At 66.3% G+C, this 16,361-nt stretch carries 19 protein-coding genes; 11 read left to right on the top strand and 8 right to left on the bottom strand.

The features are described 5' to 3' along the window. Positions 1 to 5 precede the first annotated feature (5 nt). From ACLHIH_RS12370 to ACLHIH_RS12355, 4 genes are all read right to left on the bottom strand, one after another. Entirely contained in the window at positions 6 to 3,485 is a 3,480-nt protein-coding gene (locus ACLHIH_RS12370; RefSeq protein ID WP_411317126.1) for a TM0106 family RecB-like putative nuclease, read from the bottom strand. An 87-nt stretch (positions 3,486 to 3,572) separates the two neighbouring features. Beyond that, positions 3,573 to 4,439, bottom strand: coding sequence for a GyrI-like domain-containing protein (locus ACLHIH_RS12365; protein ID WP_411317125.1), 867 nt, complete (start codon positions 4,437 to 4,439; stop codon positions 3,573 to 3,575). 165 nt (positions 4,440 to 4,604) lie between these two features. After that, the gene (locus ACLHIH_RS12360) at positions 4,605 to 5,084 is read right to left on the bottom strand and encodes a hypothetical protein (RefSeq protein WP_411317124.1); all 480 of its coding nucleotides are present in this window, start codon (positions 5,082 to 5,084) and stop codon (positions 4,605 to 4,607) included. 58 nt (positions 5,085 to 5,142) lie between these two features. Next, positions 5,143 to 5,670, bottom strand: a complete 528-nt coding sequence (locus tag ACLHIH_RS12355) for a hypothetical protein (protein ID WP_411317123.1) — start codon at positions 5,668 to 5,670, stop codon at positions 5,143 to 5,145. A 170-nt stretch (positions 5,671 to 5,840) separates the two neighbouring features. On the opposite strand from ACLHIH_RS12355, the gene ACLHIH_RS12350 reads away from it, so the two are divergent. Next, entirely contained in the window at positions 5,841 to 6,677 is an 837-nt protein-coding gene (locus tag ACLHIH_RS12350; RefSeq protein ID WP_411317122.1) for a MerR family transcriptional regulator, read from the top strand. A gap of 91 nt (positions 6,678 to 6,768) precedes the next feature. Here the strand turns inward: ACLHIH_RS12350 and ACLHIH_RS12345 are convergent, their stop codons facing one another. Further along, a complete protein-coding gene (locus tag ACLHIH_RS12345) occupies positions 6,769 to 7,677 on the bottom strand; it encodes a DUF2268 domain-containing protein (protein ID WP_411317121.1) in 909 nt (302 codons plus the stop codon). Between the two features lie 24 nt (positions 7,678 to 7,701). Then, positions 7,702 to 8,052, bottom strand: coding sequence for a hypothetical protein (locus ACLHIH_RS12340; protein WP_411317120.1), 351 nt, complete (start codon positions 8,050 to 8,052; stop codon positions 7,702 to 7,704). A gap of 70 nt (positions 8,053 to 8,122) precedes the next feature. On the opposite strand from ACLHIH_RS12340, the gene ACLHIH_RS12335 reads away from it, so the two are divergent. The 6 genes from ACLHIH_RS12335 (at position 8,123) to ACLHIH_RS12310 (ending at position 12,210) form a co-directional block, all read left to right on the top strand. Then, a complete protein-coding gene (locus ACLHIH_RS12335; RefSeq protein ID WP_411317119.1) occupies positions 8,123 to 8,593 on the top strand; it encodes a hypothetical protein in 471 nt (156 codons plus the stop codon). After that, positions 8,586 to 8,891: a transcriptional regulator gene (locus tag ACLHIH_RS12330; RefSeq protein ID WP_411317118.1), complete on the top strand. Its 306-nt coding sequence runs from the start codon at positions 8,586 to 8,588 to the stop codon at positions 8,889 to 8,891. Before ACLHIH_RS12335 ends, ACLHIH_RS12330 begins: the two co-directional genes overlap by 8 nt. A 346-nt stretch (positions 8,892 to 9,237) precedes the next feature. After that, a complete protein-coding gene (locus tag ACLHIH_RS12325; protein ID WP_411317117.1) occupies positions 9,238 to 9,897 on the top strand; it encodes a hypothetical protein in 660 nt (219 codons plus the stop codon). 132 nt (positions 9,898 to 10,029) lie between these two features. Then, positions 10,030 to 10,839, top strand: a complete 810-nt coding sequence (locus tag ACLHIH_RS12320; RefSeq protein ID WP_411317116.1) for a TIGR04255 family protein — start codon at positions 10,030 to 10,032, stop codon at positions 10,837 to 10,839. Further along, a complete protein-coding gene (locus ACLHIH_RS12315; protein WP_411317115.1) occupies positions 10,832 to 11,491 on the top strand; it encodes a hypothetical protein in 660 nt (219 codons plus the stop codon). Before ACLHIH_RS12320 ends, ACLHIH_RS12315 begins: the two co-directional genes overlap by 8 nt. A 2-nt stretch (positions 11,492 to 11,493) precedes the next feature. Next, positions 11,494 to 12,210 carry a hypothetical protein gene (locus ACLHIH_RS12310; RefSeq protein WP_411317114.1) on the top strand — a complete coding sequence of 239 codons (717 nt, stop codon included), beginning with the start codon at positions 11,494 to 11,496 and terminating at the stop codon, positions 12,208 to 12,210. Positions 12,211 to 12,292: 82 nt separating this feature from the next. On the opposite strand, the gene ACLHIH_RS12305 is transcribed toward ACLHIH_RS12310, so the two are convergent. Continuing rightward, positions 12,293 to 12,775 (bottom strand): MarR family winged helix-turn-helix transcriptional regulator, encoded by a 483-nt coding sequence (locus ACLHIH_RS12305; RefSeq protein WP_411317113.1) that lies wholly within the window; start codon positions 12,773 to 12,775, stop codon positions 12,293 to 12,295. A gap of 103 nt (positions 12,776 to 12,878) precedes the next feature. Here ACLHIH_RS12305 and ACLHIH_RS12300 point away from each other — a divergent pair, with 103 nt between their 5' ends. The 4 genes from ACLHIH_RS12300 to ACLHIH_RS12285 all read left to right on the top strand — a co-directional run bounded on the left by ACLHIH_RS12300 (position 12,879) and on the right by ACLHIH_RS12285 (position 15,480). Further along, complete coding sequence (locus ACLHIH_RS12300; RefSeq protein ID WP_411317112.1) at positions 12,879 to 13,670, top strand: SDR family NAD(P)-dependent oxidoreductase; 792 nt, start codon at positions 12,879 to 12,881, stop codon at positions 13,668 to 13,670. Between the two features lie 59 nt (positions 13,671 to 13,729). Further along, positions 13,730 to 14,020 carry a hypothetical protein gene (locus ACLHIH_RS12295; RefSeq protein ID WP_411317111.1) on the top strand — a complete coding sequence of 97 codons (291 nt, stop codon included), beginning with the start codon at positions 13,730 to 13,732 and terminating at the stop codon, positions 14,018 to 14,020. Positions 14,021 to 14,024: 4 nt separating this feature from the next. After that, positions 14,025 to 14,675 carry a maleylpyruvate isomerase family mycothiol-dependent enzyme gene (locus tag ACLHIH_RS12290; protein WP_411317110.1) on the top strand — a complete coding sequence of 217 codons (651 nt, stop codon included), beginning with the start codon at positions 14,025 to 14,027 and terminating at the stop codon, positions 14,673 to 14,675. Between the two features lie 301 nt (positions 14,676 to 14,976). Then, the gene (locus ACLHIH_RS12285) at positions 14,977 to 15,480 is read left to right on the top strand and encodes a hypothetical protein (protein WP_411317109.1); all 504 of its coding nucleotides are present in this window, start codon (positions 14,977 to 14,979) and stop codon (positions 15,478 to 15,480) included. A 15-nt stretch (positions 15,481 to 15,495) separates the two neighbouring features. Here ACLHIH_RS12285 and ACLHIH_RS12280 read toward each other — a convergent pair whose 3' ends face one another. Beyond that, positions 15,496 to 16,359: an EamA family transporter gene (locus ACLHIH_RS12280; RefSeq protein WP_411317108.1), complete on the bottom strand. Its 864-nt coding sequence runs from the start codon at positions 16,357 to 16,359 to the stop codon at positions 15,496 to 15,498. Positions 16,360 to 16,361 lie beyond the last annotated feature (2 nt).

The raw sequence follows: 16,361 nt of genomic DNA, 5'->3' as shown, positions 1-16,361 counted from the left end.
TGCCACTACCCCTCCACCAGCCGGATGAATGCGCTCAGCTGCGCGAGCCCCGCCACGTTCGTCGGCAGATGGTCCGTCAGCCCGGGCGAGTAGATGAGGTAGGCCGCCCACTGCGCCCGCGAGATGGCGACGTTGAGCCGGTTGGCGAGCAGCAGAAACTCGAGCCCGCGCGGCACGTCGTGCGCCGACGACGCCGCGAGCGACACGATGGCGATCGCCGCCTCCCGACCCTGGAACTTGTCGACCGTTCCGACCGGAACCGCCCCGAGCCCCGCCGCCGCAAGCCGAGCGCTCACCAGTTCGACGTGGGCGTTGTACGGCGCCACGACGATCACTTCGGTCTCGACGAGCGGGCGCGACATCCCGCCCTCCTCCCACGACAGCCCGAGCACCGACTGCACGCGCGCGACCACCGCGTCGGCCTCTTCGGGTGAGGATGTCGAGTTGCCGCCGTGCTCGAGCGGCACCGCGTGCAGCCCCGGTTCGACGCCGGCCAGGCGCCGATCGGAGGCGTGTGATGTGAGCCGGCCGAGGTACGACAGGTCGGAGACGCGCGAACAGAGGGCCGGATGCATCCGCCAGCTCGTGTCGAGAAAGAAGCCGTATTCGGCGGGCAGGACGTCTTCTCCTGCCGACAGCCACCCGAGGGCGGACTCGTCCACAGGCTCGGGGTGCGTGCCCTGGCTCACCTGGGGCAGCTGCTGCGGGTCGCCCAAGAGCAGCAACCGCGACGCCGCGACCGATGCGGCGATGGTGCTCGCGAGCGAGAACTGCCCGGCCTCGTCGACGACGAGCAGGTCGAGGGATGCCCGAGGCACGGTGTTCTCGTTGCTGAAGGTCCACGCGGTGCCGCCGAGCACGAACCCGCCGTCGGGCAGCGCGGTGGGCGAACCGCTCCACTCGACCTCGATCGACTCGTCGCCCTTCTTCGGCTTCTTGGCGACGCGGGCGGGATCGAGTCCGGCCTTCACGACGCCGCGCAGCATGTTCTCGACGGCCGCGTGCGACTGCGCGACCACGCCGACGCGCCAGCCGTGGTTCACGACGAGGTCGGCGATCACGCGCGAACCCGTGTAGGTCTTGCCCGTTCCGGGCGGGCCCTGCACGGCGAGGTAGGAGCGGTCGAGACCGAGCAGGGTGTCGCGAATGGCGTCGACAGTGGAGGGGCGGCGGATGATCGCATCCGCCGCTCCAGCCGCCCGCGGCGGTGTGCGCCGCAGGATGTCCATCGCGGGGTCGGCCAATATGCCCGGAGCGGCATCCAGCACTCGCTGCCCCCACTCGGCGATAGCTGACACCTGCGTTCCGGGGTTGGGGCTCGGCGCGGGGGTGATCGCCATCGGCAGCTCGGCGTAGGGCGGGGCGCCCTGCTCGAGCTTCTCCTCGAGAATGAAGCTCGTCGCACTCAGCACCTCGACGATCGCCGTGCGGTTGTGTGCGGTGCGCGCTCCGGGCGTCGTGCTCGGTCGGATGGGCGGCAGCGGCGCGTCGTAGAGCACGAAGAACTGGCTGTCGCCGGCGCGGAGTGCGCTGCCGGGCGCGATGGTTCCGGTCACCCGCAGGTGGCGTCGATCCTGTCGCTGTCTGCCCTCGCGAAACCAGTCGCGCTCGACGTCGATACGGTCGATCACAACCACACCGCGGGTGTCCGACCACTCGTCCACCGGGCTGCTCAGACGCGTGAAGTGCTCCCACCAGAAACTCTTCGCCTCGCGGCGGTGGTAGTCGATCGCGGCCGCGGCGAGCGCGAGAGCCGTGTCGTCGGCGGTGCGGTCGGCGAGGGGGATGTCGGCGAGAAGGGCTTCGAGCGCGAGGTAGACGGGGTCGGGCTCCCGCACCGGCACCTCGAGGGGCAGCTCGGCCGCGGCGGTGGTGGCGATGGCGGCGTCGGAGCCGAGACCGCGCGCGACCGCCCGCAGCCAGTCGCGCAACCGCAGTGTGGAGATGCAGTCGTAGGTGTTGTAGCGCTCGATGTCTGCCAATACGGTTGCCGCCGCATCCGCCTCCCCCGCGTCGAGCAGGTCGCGATACCGCACGTATTCGCTGATCGAGTCGGCAGCGTTCGCGACACCCGAGCGTTCGAGCGATCCCATATAGAGGGGCTCGAGTTTCTTCAGGGAGTAACTCGGGCTTCCGATGCGGAGACCCTGCCGCACGACGGGATAGAGGTCGACGAGCACGTTGTTGCGCAGGAGGTCGTCGACCGTCTCCTCCCCCACCCCGTGGCGCGCGGCGAGGCTCAACAGGTGGGTGCGTTCGTAGGCGGCGTAGTGGTAGATGTGCATGCCCGGGTGGGCGGCGCGGCGGGCGGTGACGTAGTCGAGAAACTCGATGAGCGCCCGGCGCTCTTGAGCGAGGTCGTGGGCCCAGAACGCGCGGAACGTCTCATCCGGTTCGACGAGGCCGAACAGGTAGTCGAGGCCCCACACCGGCCGCGCACTGTCGCCCTCCTGGTGCAGCGGATCACCTTCGAAGTCGAAGAAGATGTCGCCGGCATCGGGTTCGGGCAGCCCGTCGAGCCTGCTGCGGTCGAGCACGCGCCAGGCGGGGCGGTCGGGGGTGGACTCGAGCTGCACCGCAGCCTGGTCGCGCAACGCGGCGAGGGTCGAGGCCGACATGTCGGCGACCGGATGCGTGCGTTCCGCGAGTTGCTCGATCGTGAGCACCCCCGCAGCGTTGAGCCGTGCGCGCTGGGTCAGGCGGAGTCCGGCGACGAGCAGCACGTCGCGGTGGGCGGCGATCTCGGCGGAGCACGTGTCGCAGTGCCCGCACGCGGTGTAGCGCGGGTCGCCCCACTGCACCGGCTCGAGGTCCGCCGCACCAGCACCAGCACCAGCACCAGCACCCGCATTCGCACCGGCATCCGCACCAGAACCGATCCGCGACGCGATGAGCTCCCCCAGTCGCTCCCGCCGATGGCGATACACGGGGAGGATGTCGCGAATCTGGTGCGCGCTCGTGGAGCCGTCTCCGAGCAGCACCGACACCGTGTCCGACCGTCGGATGCCGAGTGCCCCGAGCTGCTCCCAATACGCGGCCAGTTGCAGCAGCGCGGTCACTTTCGCCGAGCGGGCGAGCTTGGTGTCTTGCACTTCGTAGCTGCCGTCGGCGGTGCGCACGATGAAGTCGGCGAACCCGACGAAGCTGCCGTCGAAGAAGGTGGCCTGGAACACGACGTCGGCCCCGCCCGCGAAGGCCGCCGTGGTCTGGGCCACCGCCTCGGCGAGCGACGCGCGGTCGCGCACATCCGGCCTCTCGATCTCGACGACTCCCGCTCCGAACTTCTCCCGAAGCGCATCGAGCACCCGCTGTTCGTGCACGTCGCCGAGGGCGCCGGTGCGGGCGAGCATCTCGTCGGGCACCGTGTCGACGGCGTCGATGCGCCCGAGCTTCACGTCGATGCCGCGCGCGAACGCGAACTCGCACGCCGAGGCGGCGCTGAGGTCGCTCGCGCTCGTGATCACGCTGCCGTCGAGAAAGTACATGGCGCCTTTCGGGGAGTGGCGCTCATGAAGCGCGGGCCGGATGTCTGCACCGTATCCCGTGCGGGCGACAGCGGCGTGCCGGTGCGATCAGGCGCGTTCCACGGGAAGCCACAGTTCGCACGTGGCGGTGCTGAAGTCGTCGGAGCGGTCGAGCACCGCGACGATCGAGGGGCCCGGGCGAAGCTGCCAGGGGTTGGACGGAAACCATTCCGTGGCCGTGGCCGCCCACGCCGATTGCAGCGCGCCCGGGTGCTCACCCTCGGTGCGGAACACCGCCCACGTGCCGGCCGGCAGGTCGATCGTGTCGAGGTCGTCGGCGACCGGCGTCGCCTCGTCGACAGCAACGCCGTGCAGATAGGTCAGTTCGCTGCCCTCCGTGTAGTCCGGGTCGACGTCGGCGCTCACCTGGAGCAGTCCCGGCGGCTCGGTGTTGCTCAGAGCTGTGAGCCTGGCGTGCTCCGTCGCGGGCAGCGACGTGATGTGCGCCTGGATGTGGGGGTTGATGCCCTCGTGGATGAGCGGAACCCGGGCCGCGTGTCCGATGAGGCGGAATGCCGGGCGTTCGGTGATTCGAGTGTCCATGCTCGTGTTCCCTTCTACTGTCAGGCGAACCCTGAGCTGCGATTGCGATCGAAGGGGGCCGCCATCTCTACGAACCTCGGCGGGGCCGACGCCGTGCACCGAGCGGAAGGCCCGACCGAACGCTTCGGCCGAGCCGTAGCCGTATCGGGCAGCGACGCTCAGCAGGGTGTCGCCCGCGACCACGTCTGCTGCCGCCACGGTCATCCTGCGCCGGCGGACGTATTCCGACAGCGGCATCCCCGCGAGCGACGAGAACATCCGGCGCACGTGGTACTCGGTCGTGCCGAGCCCGGCCACCAGTTCGGCCACGTCGACGTCGTCGGCGAGACGATCCTCGATCTGGTCGATGAGCTGGTTCAGTGCAGCGATCACGGCTCTCCCTTCGTCATCCACACTGCCGGGTGGCGTGGCTCGGCACCCTACTATCGCGGTCCGATCGGATCGTGGTCGTGGTTGCGGTCGCCGCTGCGGTCGCATCTGCCGCCGCGGCCCGCTGTTCGCAATGGCGGGCGTCAGCGCACCCGGCAGGGTTCGGCACTAACGCGGATGCTGGCGCAGACGTGTCGAGTCACGCACGCGCATGCGCTGCTCGAACAGCCCGATCCCGAACGCGGCCGCGAACCCGCCGATGAGGGCGACGAAAGGGATCAGCAGAAGCGATTCGGGGCTCTCGGCCCAGTCGCTCGAGAGAACAAGCAGGCACGTCGTGGCGGCCAAGGTGATCGCTGCACCGACGCCTGCGGCGATCATCCGGTATCGGGGAGGCTTCTCTCCCCATCGGTCGGCGACGAGCAGTCCGACGATCGAGCCGACCCCCGCGACTGTCGCGATGACCGCCCCGGTGGCGCCCGCAACGATGATGACGATGATGAAATACGCCAGGGACCAGGTGATGAGCATCAGGGCGTATCCGGCAATCGCCCCGAGAACTGCCCCGGTGGCGATGCCCAGGCAGAACAGGCCGGCCACCCGCTGAAGAGACCACCCGGGCCCGGCCTCGATCGTGTGTTCGCTCACCCGCTCAGTCTCTCCCAGCAGAACGAACTCGACCACGCCGACTCTGCTGAGGCAGCCGTCACACGGATGTCGGCGGGGCGGGCGTCTCGGGAAGGCCGGACTGCAGCGCTCGCAGCTGACGCACGAAGTCTCGGTGGCGCATCTGCCGCTCGAACAGTCCGAGGCCGAGCCCGGCGATGAGGCCGACGACAAGCGACGCGAAGATGACGAGCAACGGTGTCGACAGCCCGGCCGACCAGGTTTCGGCGCCGATGAAGATCCGGCACCCTGAGGCAACCACCCCCGCAGCCCCGATGCCCGCGGACACCATCCGATACTGCGGAGACCTCTCATCCCACCGATCGGTGACCAGCAACGCCGCGAGCGACCCGACGGCCGCGAGCGTGGCGACGAAAGCACCTGCGGCCCCGGAGAAGACGATGTAGAGAGGCGCGTCTTGCCATGACCCGGCGACGACCGCGAGCGCGGCCCCGGCAAGCATCCCGAGCACAGCTCCGCCGACGATGCCGAGGCAGAACAGGGCGAGCACCCGCAGTAGCGACCGCCCGCTGCGGGTCTGTGGTGCGTGCGGTGCGTCGTCGGTCACCCCCTGATTGTGTCGCGCTCGCGCGCCATCCCCCTAGCGACGTCGGCGGCTTCGACGCAGCTTCTCAGGAGCAATCACATTCGACTCTGGCGCGCGGCCGTCGGCGCCGCGAGAACCAAGCCAGCGTCCGCGCTTGACCCTCCCGTTACTGCAAGCCTCAGGATGAAGTCATGCCCATTCCGATCAGCGAGTTCGCGCTCCTCAGCCAGATGACCCCGCAGACCCTGCGGCACTACCACTCCGAGGGGCTTCTCGTGCCGGAGGTGGATTCCGACAACGGCTACCGTCACTACACGTTCGACCAGGTGCACCGGGCGGTCGTGATCTCGACACTGCGCGACGCCGACGTGAGCATCGCCGACATCCGCTCGGTGCTCGACGATCCGACCGAGCTCGCGGCGCTGCTCGAGCGTCACCAGCGCAAGCTCGACCTCGAGCGAGTGGCGCAGGACTCCGCGATGAGCCGAGCGCACGAGCTCGCGGCAGGGTGGCCGGCGGGAGCAGAGCGCCACATCGCCAAGTCGACAGCCGTGCGCATCCGTGTTCCTGGCGAGGCGATGGCGGCCGATGGCAGCGTCGTTCCGTCGCCCGTCGAAGACGCCGCTCACGCTCTGACGGCACAGCTCGCGTCTGCGGGCATCACCCCGCTCAGCGCCCCGTGGTGCACCTACGCGCTCGCGATCGCTGATGACCGAGCGAAGACGCGCACGACCGCAGGGCCGGATTGGTTCTGCTTCGTCGCAGTCGACAGTGCCGCTGACGAGCGGATGCTCTCGCCCGACGCAACGCTCGTGACGCTGCCTGCTCGCACCGAAGTGGTCATCTCCGTGGCCGAGGTGCCGAGCATGAACATCTTCGCCGCCATCCTCGACCACGTCATGCGCTCGACGATCGAGCGTGACCTGGTGCCGGATGTCGCGGTGCCGCGCTACGTCCTGGGCGAGGAGCGCGTCGAGGTCTGTTTCACCATCGAGCCGCTCACCGACGCTGACCGCGAGACGCTCTAGTTCAGGGGCCGCACGTGTGTTCGACGCGCTGTGGCGGCGAACCGGGCAGCTGCGGCGCGTCCGAGGGCGGCTGCCGCGGAGTCGGCCGCGGTCATGCCTGCCCGGGAGGCGTGAGACCGAGTCGGGGCAGGGCCTGCCGAAGGATTTCGGCCGCCGGGGTGCGGACTTCGTGCGCCGCGGTGGTTCCGCTGGCCTCGAGGTAGGCGGCGACGAGTCGCGAACCCGCGGCGTATCCCGCTCCGGTCGGCAGGCCGACCGGCTGACCACCGAACAACCGAGCCGTGGCGTCGCCGAGCACCCACGCTGCGAAATCCTGCATCCCCGTCACACCGAGTCCGGAGGCGACCTTCGCGAGCACCTCATCGCTACGCCGGGTCGCCGGGTCGACGAAGTGCGTGGGGCCGGTGTCGCCGAACAGTTCTGCGGCGAAGGTGTCGGCCAGACCCTCGGAGACGACGTGTTCACCGACCGTGACGGTGGCCGGGTTCCACACGACACCGCCGGGCGAATAGCGGATGTTGTGGTGCAGCTCATGAACCGCGATCGCTTCGAGGCGCTCGAGCACACGTTCAGTGGGCCACACGGTGATCGCGATGTAGCCGCTGATGCCGCCGAACCCCGACATCCCCTGAACCTCGTCGACGAAGTGCCTGTTGCGGGGGTCACCCAGCACGAGCAGCACCGTCAGGTCGGGCACTGTCACGCCCGGGTCGGCCGACCTGAGCGCTGCGACGCCCGCCTCGAGGGCGTCGCTGATGCGCGTCCAAGCGTTAGCCGCTTCGAGCGTTTCGAGGCCCTCTCGCAGCCGGTCGGACGAGTCGTCCCAGTCGAAACCGAAGTTCTGTCGGTGCACGTCGGCCAGGTCGACCCCGCCCGGGATGAAGTGGTACATCCCCGCCATGGGCGCCCACATCTCGCGCACGAGGGTCACACGCTCGTCGGAGGCGGCCCCCAGAATGCGCGCCATGGCCGAAGCGCTGTCGATCAGTGAAATGGTCATGACACCCGACGTTAGAGGGTGACGCTAGGGCAGGGTGCGCAGAACATCCCGAGGCACCGGAAACGGAACGGTGTAGTAGATCTGCGGAGCATCGATCGCACCCCAGTCGTCTTTCTTCACCCGGATGCGCTCGGGCGTCACTTCGGCCACTCGCACCCGCAACCAGTCGCCGTTCTCGAGCCGCAGCTCGTAGAGGTCGGCGAGGTAGCCGATGCCGAGCGCGTCGAGGGTCTCTTCGCCGACCAACCAGTCGATGACCTCGGTGCGGGGCCACCCGAGAAGGTCGATCGCCACAAATCCTTCGCCGACGGGCTTCATCCAGCCGAGCAATTCGCCGTCGGTTCCGCGTCGGTGCTCGATCCAATCGGCCTTCATGCCACCCAGTGTACGGATGCCGACACAAAACACTTGCCGCATCGGAAACTCTCTGTTTAGACTTGCCACCATGGAAAACGACTTCTCGAACCGACCGTCAGCCGCCGAGGCCGCCGCGAATCTCGACGACCTCGAACTCGACCGCCACACTCTCGCCGAGGGCGCACGGGTGCCGCGAGTGCTCACGGCAGCGCTCGGCGGTGTCGCCGCCTGGTGGGTCGGGATGGCGGCATCCACGACTCCCGGCGCCGACTACGAACCCCCGAACACCGCGTGGCTGGCCGTGGCCGCAGTTCTGGTGATCGGCTACTTGATCCGCCGCGAGCTCGGAGTGAAGTTCCGCGCGATCGGCGCGAAGGCGGTCGGCGCCCTCATCGCCATCCTCGTGCTGTGCCTGGCGCTCTACTCGGTGTCGCTCGGTTTCGTCTCGTTCGGGCTCACGTGGGCGGTCGCCCTCACGAGCCTCGCCGCATTCGCGCTCGTCACCTGGCTTTCCGGCATCGCCTACCGGTCGGCCCTCGACCAGCTCCGCCGTGGCTGAGGCGCGCTTCGACGAGGTCATCCACGCGCCCATGCGGCTCCGCGTGTGCGGACTCCTCCGCCGCGTCGACGGCATGGACTTCGCCGTGCTGCGCGACACCCTCGAGGTCTCCGACGCGACACTCTCCAAGCACCTCAAAACCCTCACCGAGGCCGGCTACGTCGCCCTGAAGAAGAGCGCGTCGACTGCACGATCGGATGCTCGGCGCATGACGTGGGTCAGCCTGACGGGTGTCGGGCGCAGCGTGTTCGATGCGCACATCCGGGCATTGCGTGAGATCGCGGGCGCGGCGGACTAGCGGAACGGACCGGTCGACCGCCCACAGGGCTCCTTCAAAGTGGATCTATTGAGCGGACGGCCGCAAACCACTCATCTCGTCCATTCAACGCCATATTGGTCATGCCGCATCGCCGAACTCCACGAGCTAGCCAGTCATACGACCCGTGCGCGCCAGTAAAGTCTCGAGCACCGAAGACCGGCTCGACCGCCGGCCGAATTCGCGTGATGGACCCACCCGTACCATGGCGAGATCGCTCGTTCGACAGTGGCCTCCACCCATACGAGCTGCCAATTACGTCAGACCTGGTCGAATGCGACCCAATCTTGCAAGGTTTCTCTCATGACCCACCGCCCACGCACCCTTGATGTCTGACGAACAGCGTGCCGCCATCGTTGTTGTCGAGACGCCCATAGGCCTACTCGAATGCATGCGCAAGAAGACCACGCACATCCAATATGAGCCTGACACTCAACAAACCTGGCCAAAGAGAAACGCACGCAATCGAACTCCTGCCGAGGCGTTGCGGTGGCGATCATTCATGCCTCGGAAGGGCAATGGTGGCGTCCCCACGACTTATGACGTCGACCGCTTCCTACGCGAGACTACGAACGAACCCGAACTTGAGCTGAAGGTGCTCAGCGAGCTTAGAGAGCGTGCGTTGAACGCGCCAGCGGACCATCTCGGCGTTGGCGCAGTGGGGTTAGCCACGGTGGCAATTGTGATCACATCCGCCGCGGCGATCTCCGCAGACGGACTGCCTGCCGACGCCGTGGTGATTTACACAGCGGCAGCGACCAGCCTGTTTGTCCTGACAACTTCCGTTTCGCTCTACACCAGCGGGCGTGCGCGTCACGCCGCATCGTGGCTCGCCGCATACTCTGACGGTCTCCATCGCGGTCAATCTGCACTTCCTTGCGGAGTGTTGTTCTGGCGCCTCAACGGCTGGCTCAGCAGCAAACGCAAGCGCGCCCGATACGTCAATAAAATGCCAGCGGGCTACGGACCACGCGCCGGGTCAAACTGAAGTAAATATGCAGGGCCTAGAGCCCACCGCAGCGGGCGGGAAAGCGGTCGGACTGATAGATGATCTCAGACGGCTGACACTTCCGTAGCGCTTTGGTATCCGTTTTGGTTGCGATCGCGGTAACATTGTCTAGTGACGACGCGAGAAATTTATGCAAACCCGCCAATCGTCCTGATGGCTGTCGAGGTTCGCCACCCAACCTGCGATCCGCTTGAACGAAGGCAGATCAATCAGCTTTCAACACTTCTGCGACAGGCGTGGCCGCTGCCGGGCGAGATAAACGAGGTGTCCGTTGAATTCCAGGCTGGCGCCGGTGTCCCAGCTATGCAGCAGACGGTCGCAACCCACCCGCGATGGACGACCCGTGACCGGCGAACTGCGCTAACCGTTCGCCAGAACAGCCTCGTAATCGAAACGACCCTGTACGGCAGTTATGAACGCGTGCGCGGGCTACTCGAGCAGGCGCTTGTTGCACGCATCTCCGTCGCGCCACCGGCTGGAGTCGAACGCATCGGCCTACGCTATGTCGACGAGATCCGTGCGCCCGCCGAGAACGGCAATGCGATGCCAGATTGGATGAACTGGGTAGATTCAGCCCTGCTAGGACCCACTCACATTGGTGGTGAACTCAACTTGATTCCGGCGGCAAATGAAGGCGTCTTGGTCTTCTCAAGCCCACACAATCGCGCACTGGTGCTTCGTTACGGCGCTCAGGACGCGTACGCCGTGCAGTCAACTCCTGAGCTTCGCCGTCCCTTGCCGCCTCCCGGGCCGCTGTTCAAGCTCGACATCGACAGTTATTGGCAGTCAGACGACGAAGTCCCGGAATTCACCGTCGATCGGATTCTCGGGCAAACAGATGCCCTACACGAGCCTGTTCGAGGAGTCTTCGAAAGCTTGATTACAGATCGACTTAGGAAGGAAGTGCTGCGCCATGACTGAAGCCACTGTGCCAAACGCCGCCGTAGCCTCAGCGCTGACCAAGCCTGGTACCGCGGGAGACTCAATCACAGCCTCAGCGCTTTCAGAGACCCAGTTAATGGCATCTCGTCTCACGGAGGATGTTGGCGGGGGCCGGAACGAAGTAAAGGTCCTGCACCAGCAGTATGACGACCTGCATCAACGCAGCCATGACGTCGAGTGGCGCGCCGCAACGGCCGCACGAGCCAAGTCTGGCGTGACCACATTGTTGTCCGAGCTTGCCGATCTGGGATTTGCCTGGCGCGATATTGCGCGACTCGTAGGAGTCAGCGTCCCTGCTGTGCAAAAGTGGCGGAAAGGAGAGAAGGCCTCCGGCGAAAGCCGCAAGAGGCTCGCAAGCCTCTTAGCCACGTGCGACATCATCACCAACCATTACATGGTCGAGGAGATTGCCTCCTGGTTCGAAGTTCCCCTGTCATCGTCAGCTCCAATAACGCCGATCGATTTGTACGCGGACAATCGCGCAGACCTCGTATTCGAGTTTTCGAGCGGTCATACAGATCCTGAAGGCATCCTCACCCAGTTCCTGCCCGACTGGCGGGAGCAGTACCGTTCAGACTTCGAAGTATTTGAGGCGAGCGATGGCAATTTCTCCATTCGAGCTAAAGGCTGACCTTGGGCAAGGACCTCGAATCGCCGCATCCGAGAGGCAAGGCCGACTGGGATGCCCTTTATCGAGCGCGTGGCAATGAGGTTTCAGCTTCACGACCAGTTTTCACTGGGGACGTTTTTACCGGCATCGCATTGCCCGGAAGCACCGGCAAGATAAAGGACCGGACCGTGATGGTCATCCAGCACCCGTGCTCCATGCGAACCAACGGAGTTGACCTTGCTTGGCAGGTGCTTGTCGCAGAGGTCACGAACCGAAAGGAACTCTCCGAGGACGAGTGGACGACTGGACACTTCAACTTGATGCCGCTCCCTAGCCTGCGTCCAGAGCTGACGTCACAGGCTCAACACCAAGCCGCTAACTTCGACAACCTCTATATGGTGCCGCCTGATCGGCTAACTACGCGGATTGCAGCACTCTCTCCCCTTGGGGTCAACCTGCTTCTACAGCGCTGGGTCAATTTCAGTTCGCGCGTCATCGTCCCGTCCTACGACTTCCATGCGCAGACTGTGGTGTTTTACGAAGAAGCGGACCTTGTCGAAGAGTGGTGCGATGAAGTAGATAGTGGCGACCGACTCACGGACGCGAAAGATTGCATGAACTGGCTACGTGCAGACATCGGGCCCCGTTCATATCAGGAAGCATTGAAGGACGTTCAATCACACAGCGTCGTTAGGAAAGCGATGCGAGCCGAGCTTAAGTCGCGTCGCGAAACCTTCTAACTTCCCCCCGTAACCGCGAGCAGGTTCGCGAAGCGGCCACGACCGCACCCACACAGTCCGCAGGGAAGCCCGCCCTGCCGACCTACGGCCGCCAACCCTCCTGCTCGCGAATGGCCTTCTGAACCCGCACGCTGATCTCACGCAACTGCCCACGCTGCGCCTTCGTCAGCGGGTCGAGCACCAATTCCCTCACCGACCGAACGTGCGCCGGAGTCGCCGCCTCGAGCACCTCGAGCCCCGCCGCGGTAATCGTCGCCAGGGTGGACCGCCCGTCCGCGGGGTCGCGACTCCGCTCGGCCCACCCGCGACCTTCGAGCCGGGACACCGCCCGCGAGAGCCGCGAGAGCGAGCTGTTTGCGAAGCCCGCGAGAACGCTCATGCGCAGCGTGTGGTCCGGCGCATCGGCGAGCGCAAAGAGGATGCCGTATTCGAAGTGGGTCAGATCGAAGCCGCGAACCAGCGGGGCGTCGAGTGCGGGCGGCAGCCATTCCAACAGGGTCGCGAGCGACGCCCACGCGTCGAGATCCTCGCCGGTGAGACGCTGCGGGCCGTTGGGATCGCTCATGCCCCCAGCCTACGTCGTTAGTTGACTGAGCAAGCAAACATCCGTAGGTTGTCACTTGCTCAAGCAACTAACTCGGGCACCAAGACGAAAGGTCGATACGACCATGGACATGCAACTCACCGACAAGTGCGCCTTCATCAGCGGGTCGACCCAGGGCATCGGATACGCGATCGCCCGTGCCCTCCTGCGCGAGGGCGCCGCGGTGGTCATCAACGGGCGTGACGAGACGCGCGTGCAACAGTCGGTCGCGACGCTCCAGGCCGAGGTGCCCGGCAGCACCGTGACGGGCATCGCCGCCGATTTCGCGAACGCAGCCGACGTGCGCCGTCTGCTCGACGAGCTCGGCAGCGTCGACATCCTCGTCAACAACGTCGGACTCTTCGACGTCACCCCTTTCGCCGACATCCCCGACGACGATTGGGCGCGCTACTTCGAGGTCAACGTGATGAGCGGCGTGCGACTGTCGCGCGAGTTGCTGCCCGCGATGCTTGAGTCCGGCTGGGGCCGCGTCGTCTTCGTCGGAAGCGAGTCGGGCGTCAATGTGCCCGCCGACATGCTGCACTACGGCGCGACAAAGGCGGCGTCGCTCGCGGTGAGCAACGGCCTCGCCAAGCTCACCCGCGGCACCGGCGTCACGGTCAACACGATCCTCGGCGGACCCACCTTCTCCGACGGGGTCGCCGCCACGGTCGAGTCCATCGCCGAGACCCAGGGGATGCCAGCGGATGCACTCAAAGCGGCCATCATTGGACAAAACCGCACCACGCTGGTCGAGCGCTTTCTCGAGCCCGACGAGATCGCGAACCTCGCGGTCTACCTCGCGAGTCCCCTCTCGTCCGCGACGAACGGGGCGGCAGTCCGGGCCGACGGCGGCGTACTCACCGGGATGCTCTAGACGCAGGGGCGGGCCCCACAGTTCTCACGCCGACCGTCTGCACTGTCTACTGTGTCGCCATGACCTCTCGATTGCAGATGCGCCTCATCCTTATCTTCGGAGTCATTCTCACGGTGGCTGGCCTCGCGCTCCTCGTCGTGACGCTGTCGCAGCCAGTGATCTTCGGATGGTTCGGCTCCACGCCACTCTCGCCCAATGTGTTCGCGCCCGGCCTCAACGTCTATTCCACCCCGCAGGTTATGAGCGCCGCCGTCCTGATCATCGGCCTGTTGGTGCTGACGTTCTGGACGGGGTTCCGCGTCGGGAGTCACCGTCGGGTAGCCACCGGGCCCCGGTCACCGATTGACTAGTGGCATGACGAAGGCATCCGACTCCGCCATCTGGAACGCCGTCCACACCGAACGGCGCGCGTTGATCCGCGACCTGGAGTCGCTCGAACCGGCACGGTGGACCACCGCGTCGCTGTGCCCCGGGTGGGATGTGCACGACGTTCTCGCCCACCTCGTCGACTCAGCCAAGACGACCCGGCTGGGCTTCATCAAACGGATGCTGACTGCCCGTTTCGACTTCGACCGCGACAACGCGGCGGGAGTCGCCCGCGAGAGGGCGGCGGATCCGGCACGCACCCTCGACAGGTTCCGAGCAGTGAGTTCGAGCACGTCCACCCCACCGGTGGCTCTCGCCACACGCCTGGTGGAGGCGTACGTGCACGGCGAAGACATCCGTCGCCCGCTCGGTATCGACAGTGACTATCCGCCCGAGCACGTCGCGAAAGCGTTGACCTACCAACTCACAACGAGCGTGAAGATCGGCGGAGGAAAAGAGCTCGCCCACGGCTGGCGCCTGGTTGCAACAGACACGGAATTCGTGCACGGCGACGGACCGGAAGTGCGCGCACCCGCAATCACGCTGTTGCTCGGGACCTCCGGGCGCCCCGTGCCTGCCGCTGAGCTCGGCGGGCCTGGAGGGCCTGTCTTCGCCACAACGATCACGCAGCCGTCGTGACGGGGTAGCAGAAAAGCCCGCACCGAGCGGCGAATGGTTAAATCAGACCATGACCGACCCCGCCGGTGACGAGCTGCGGGCGCTGCGCCGCAGAGCCTATGGGCCCGCCGCAGACATCCACCTGGATCCCACGGCTGCGCAACGCCTTCGTGAACTCGAAAGCGGTGGGGCAACGTCGGAGTCTGCGGATGCCGTCGCCCCCGACACTGAGGCGAGTCGGATCGAGTCGCCGCCTGACGACACGGCACACGCCCCTTCCCCGGAGCACCAGTCAGAATCAGCAGCCTCGGAGGGGCGCACGATGCGATTCGCGCCTCGCCGGTCAACGGTTCTGATCGCGGTCGCCGTGGCCCTCGTGGCGGTCACGGCGATCGTGTCGCTCACGCTCGTGCAACGGGTGCAGACCGACCCGCTCCAGGTCGGCGCTACCCAGGTGGCGCGATTGTCGGTCGATCCCGACTACGACGCGCCCGCCATACTGAGCGGCGCTCGAGCCAGGGGCCTGGTCGCTTACGACGACTTCTACGGGCTCCGCGCCGTCGTGCAAGAACGCAGCAGAACCAGCCCGGACGACGAGTGCATGATCATCTACCAACCCGAGCTACTGGAGGTCTCGGACTCGGGCTACTCCTACTCGGGTCAGATGTTGCTCCGGGCATGTGCGGCAGGGGTCTTTCCCGCCGCTATCGCTCTCCCTGTGCCAAGCGACTTCCCCGAAGAGTTGCGCGAGGCCTACCCCGAGGGCACCCCGCTTCAGTTCGTCTACGACAGAGGCAACAACGAGATCGTCGTTTTCAAGGGGTAACCCAGTCGAATCGATTCAGCGCGCTCTCCGGGAACTCGAGACGACCGTCACGACCGACGCGAACACCAGCGCGACACCCACCCCCTGAACCCACGTGAGGGTCTCCCTTGCGGCGAGCCCGCCGATGAGCAGCGCGACGATCGGGCTGAGCAGGCCGAGGAATGCGGGCATCCGGGTCGGCAGCATTGCGATGCCCCGGAACCATAGGAGGTAGGCGAGGGCGGTGCCGACCAGGGTGAGATAGAGGTACCCGGCGATGTTCGTGGGCGACGGCGCGCTCGTAGGCAGAGGCTCGAAGACGGCCGTGAGCGCGGCGAGCAAGACTCCACCGGCGATGAGCTGCCACGCCGTGGTGGCGATCGGCGGGTGCCTGTCTGACCACTTCTTCGCGAGCACCACTCCAACCGCCATCGAGATCGCTCCAGCTACTGCCGCTGCGACACCGATGAGATCGAGACCGGCTTGCGAGCGCAGCACGATGAGCGCGACACCGACGAATCCCCCGGCTCCCGCCGCGATCACCGTGCCGCTCATGCGCTCGGAGAGCACTCGCGACGCGAGAATCGCGACGAGCAGCGGTTGGATGCCACCCACCACTGCGGCCACACCGCCGGGCAGACGGTCGGCCGCCACGAAGAGGAACGCGAAGAAGGCACCGATGTTGAGCGCCCCGAGCACCGCCGACTTCCACCACCAGGCACCCTGCGGCATCCGTCGCGCGACGCACAGCAGCAGCAACCCCGCGGGTACAGCCCGCAGGGTCGCCGTGAGGAGCGGGTGGTCGCTGATGAGAAAAGTGGTGGAGGTGAAGTACGTCGTTCCCCACAGCAGGGGCGCGACCGCCGTCACCATGAGAACCGACCAGTATTTGCTAAGCACTT

Source organism: Marisediminicola sp. LYQ134 (assembly GCF_046599635.1).
Taxonomy (GTDB): domain Bacteria; phylum Actinomycetota; class Actinomycetes; order Actinomycetales; family Microbacteriaceae; genus Marisediminicola.
This window is presented reverse-complemented; position numbering and strand designations above follow the sequence as displayed.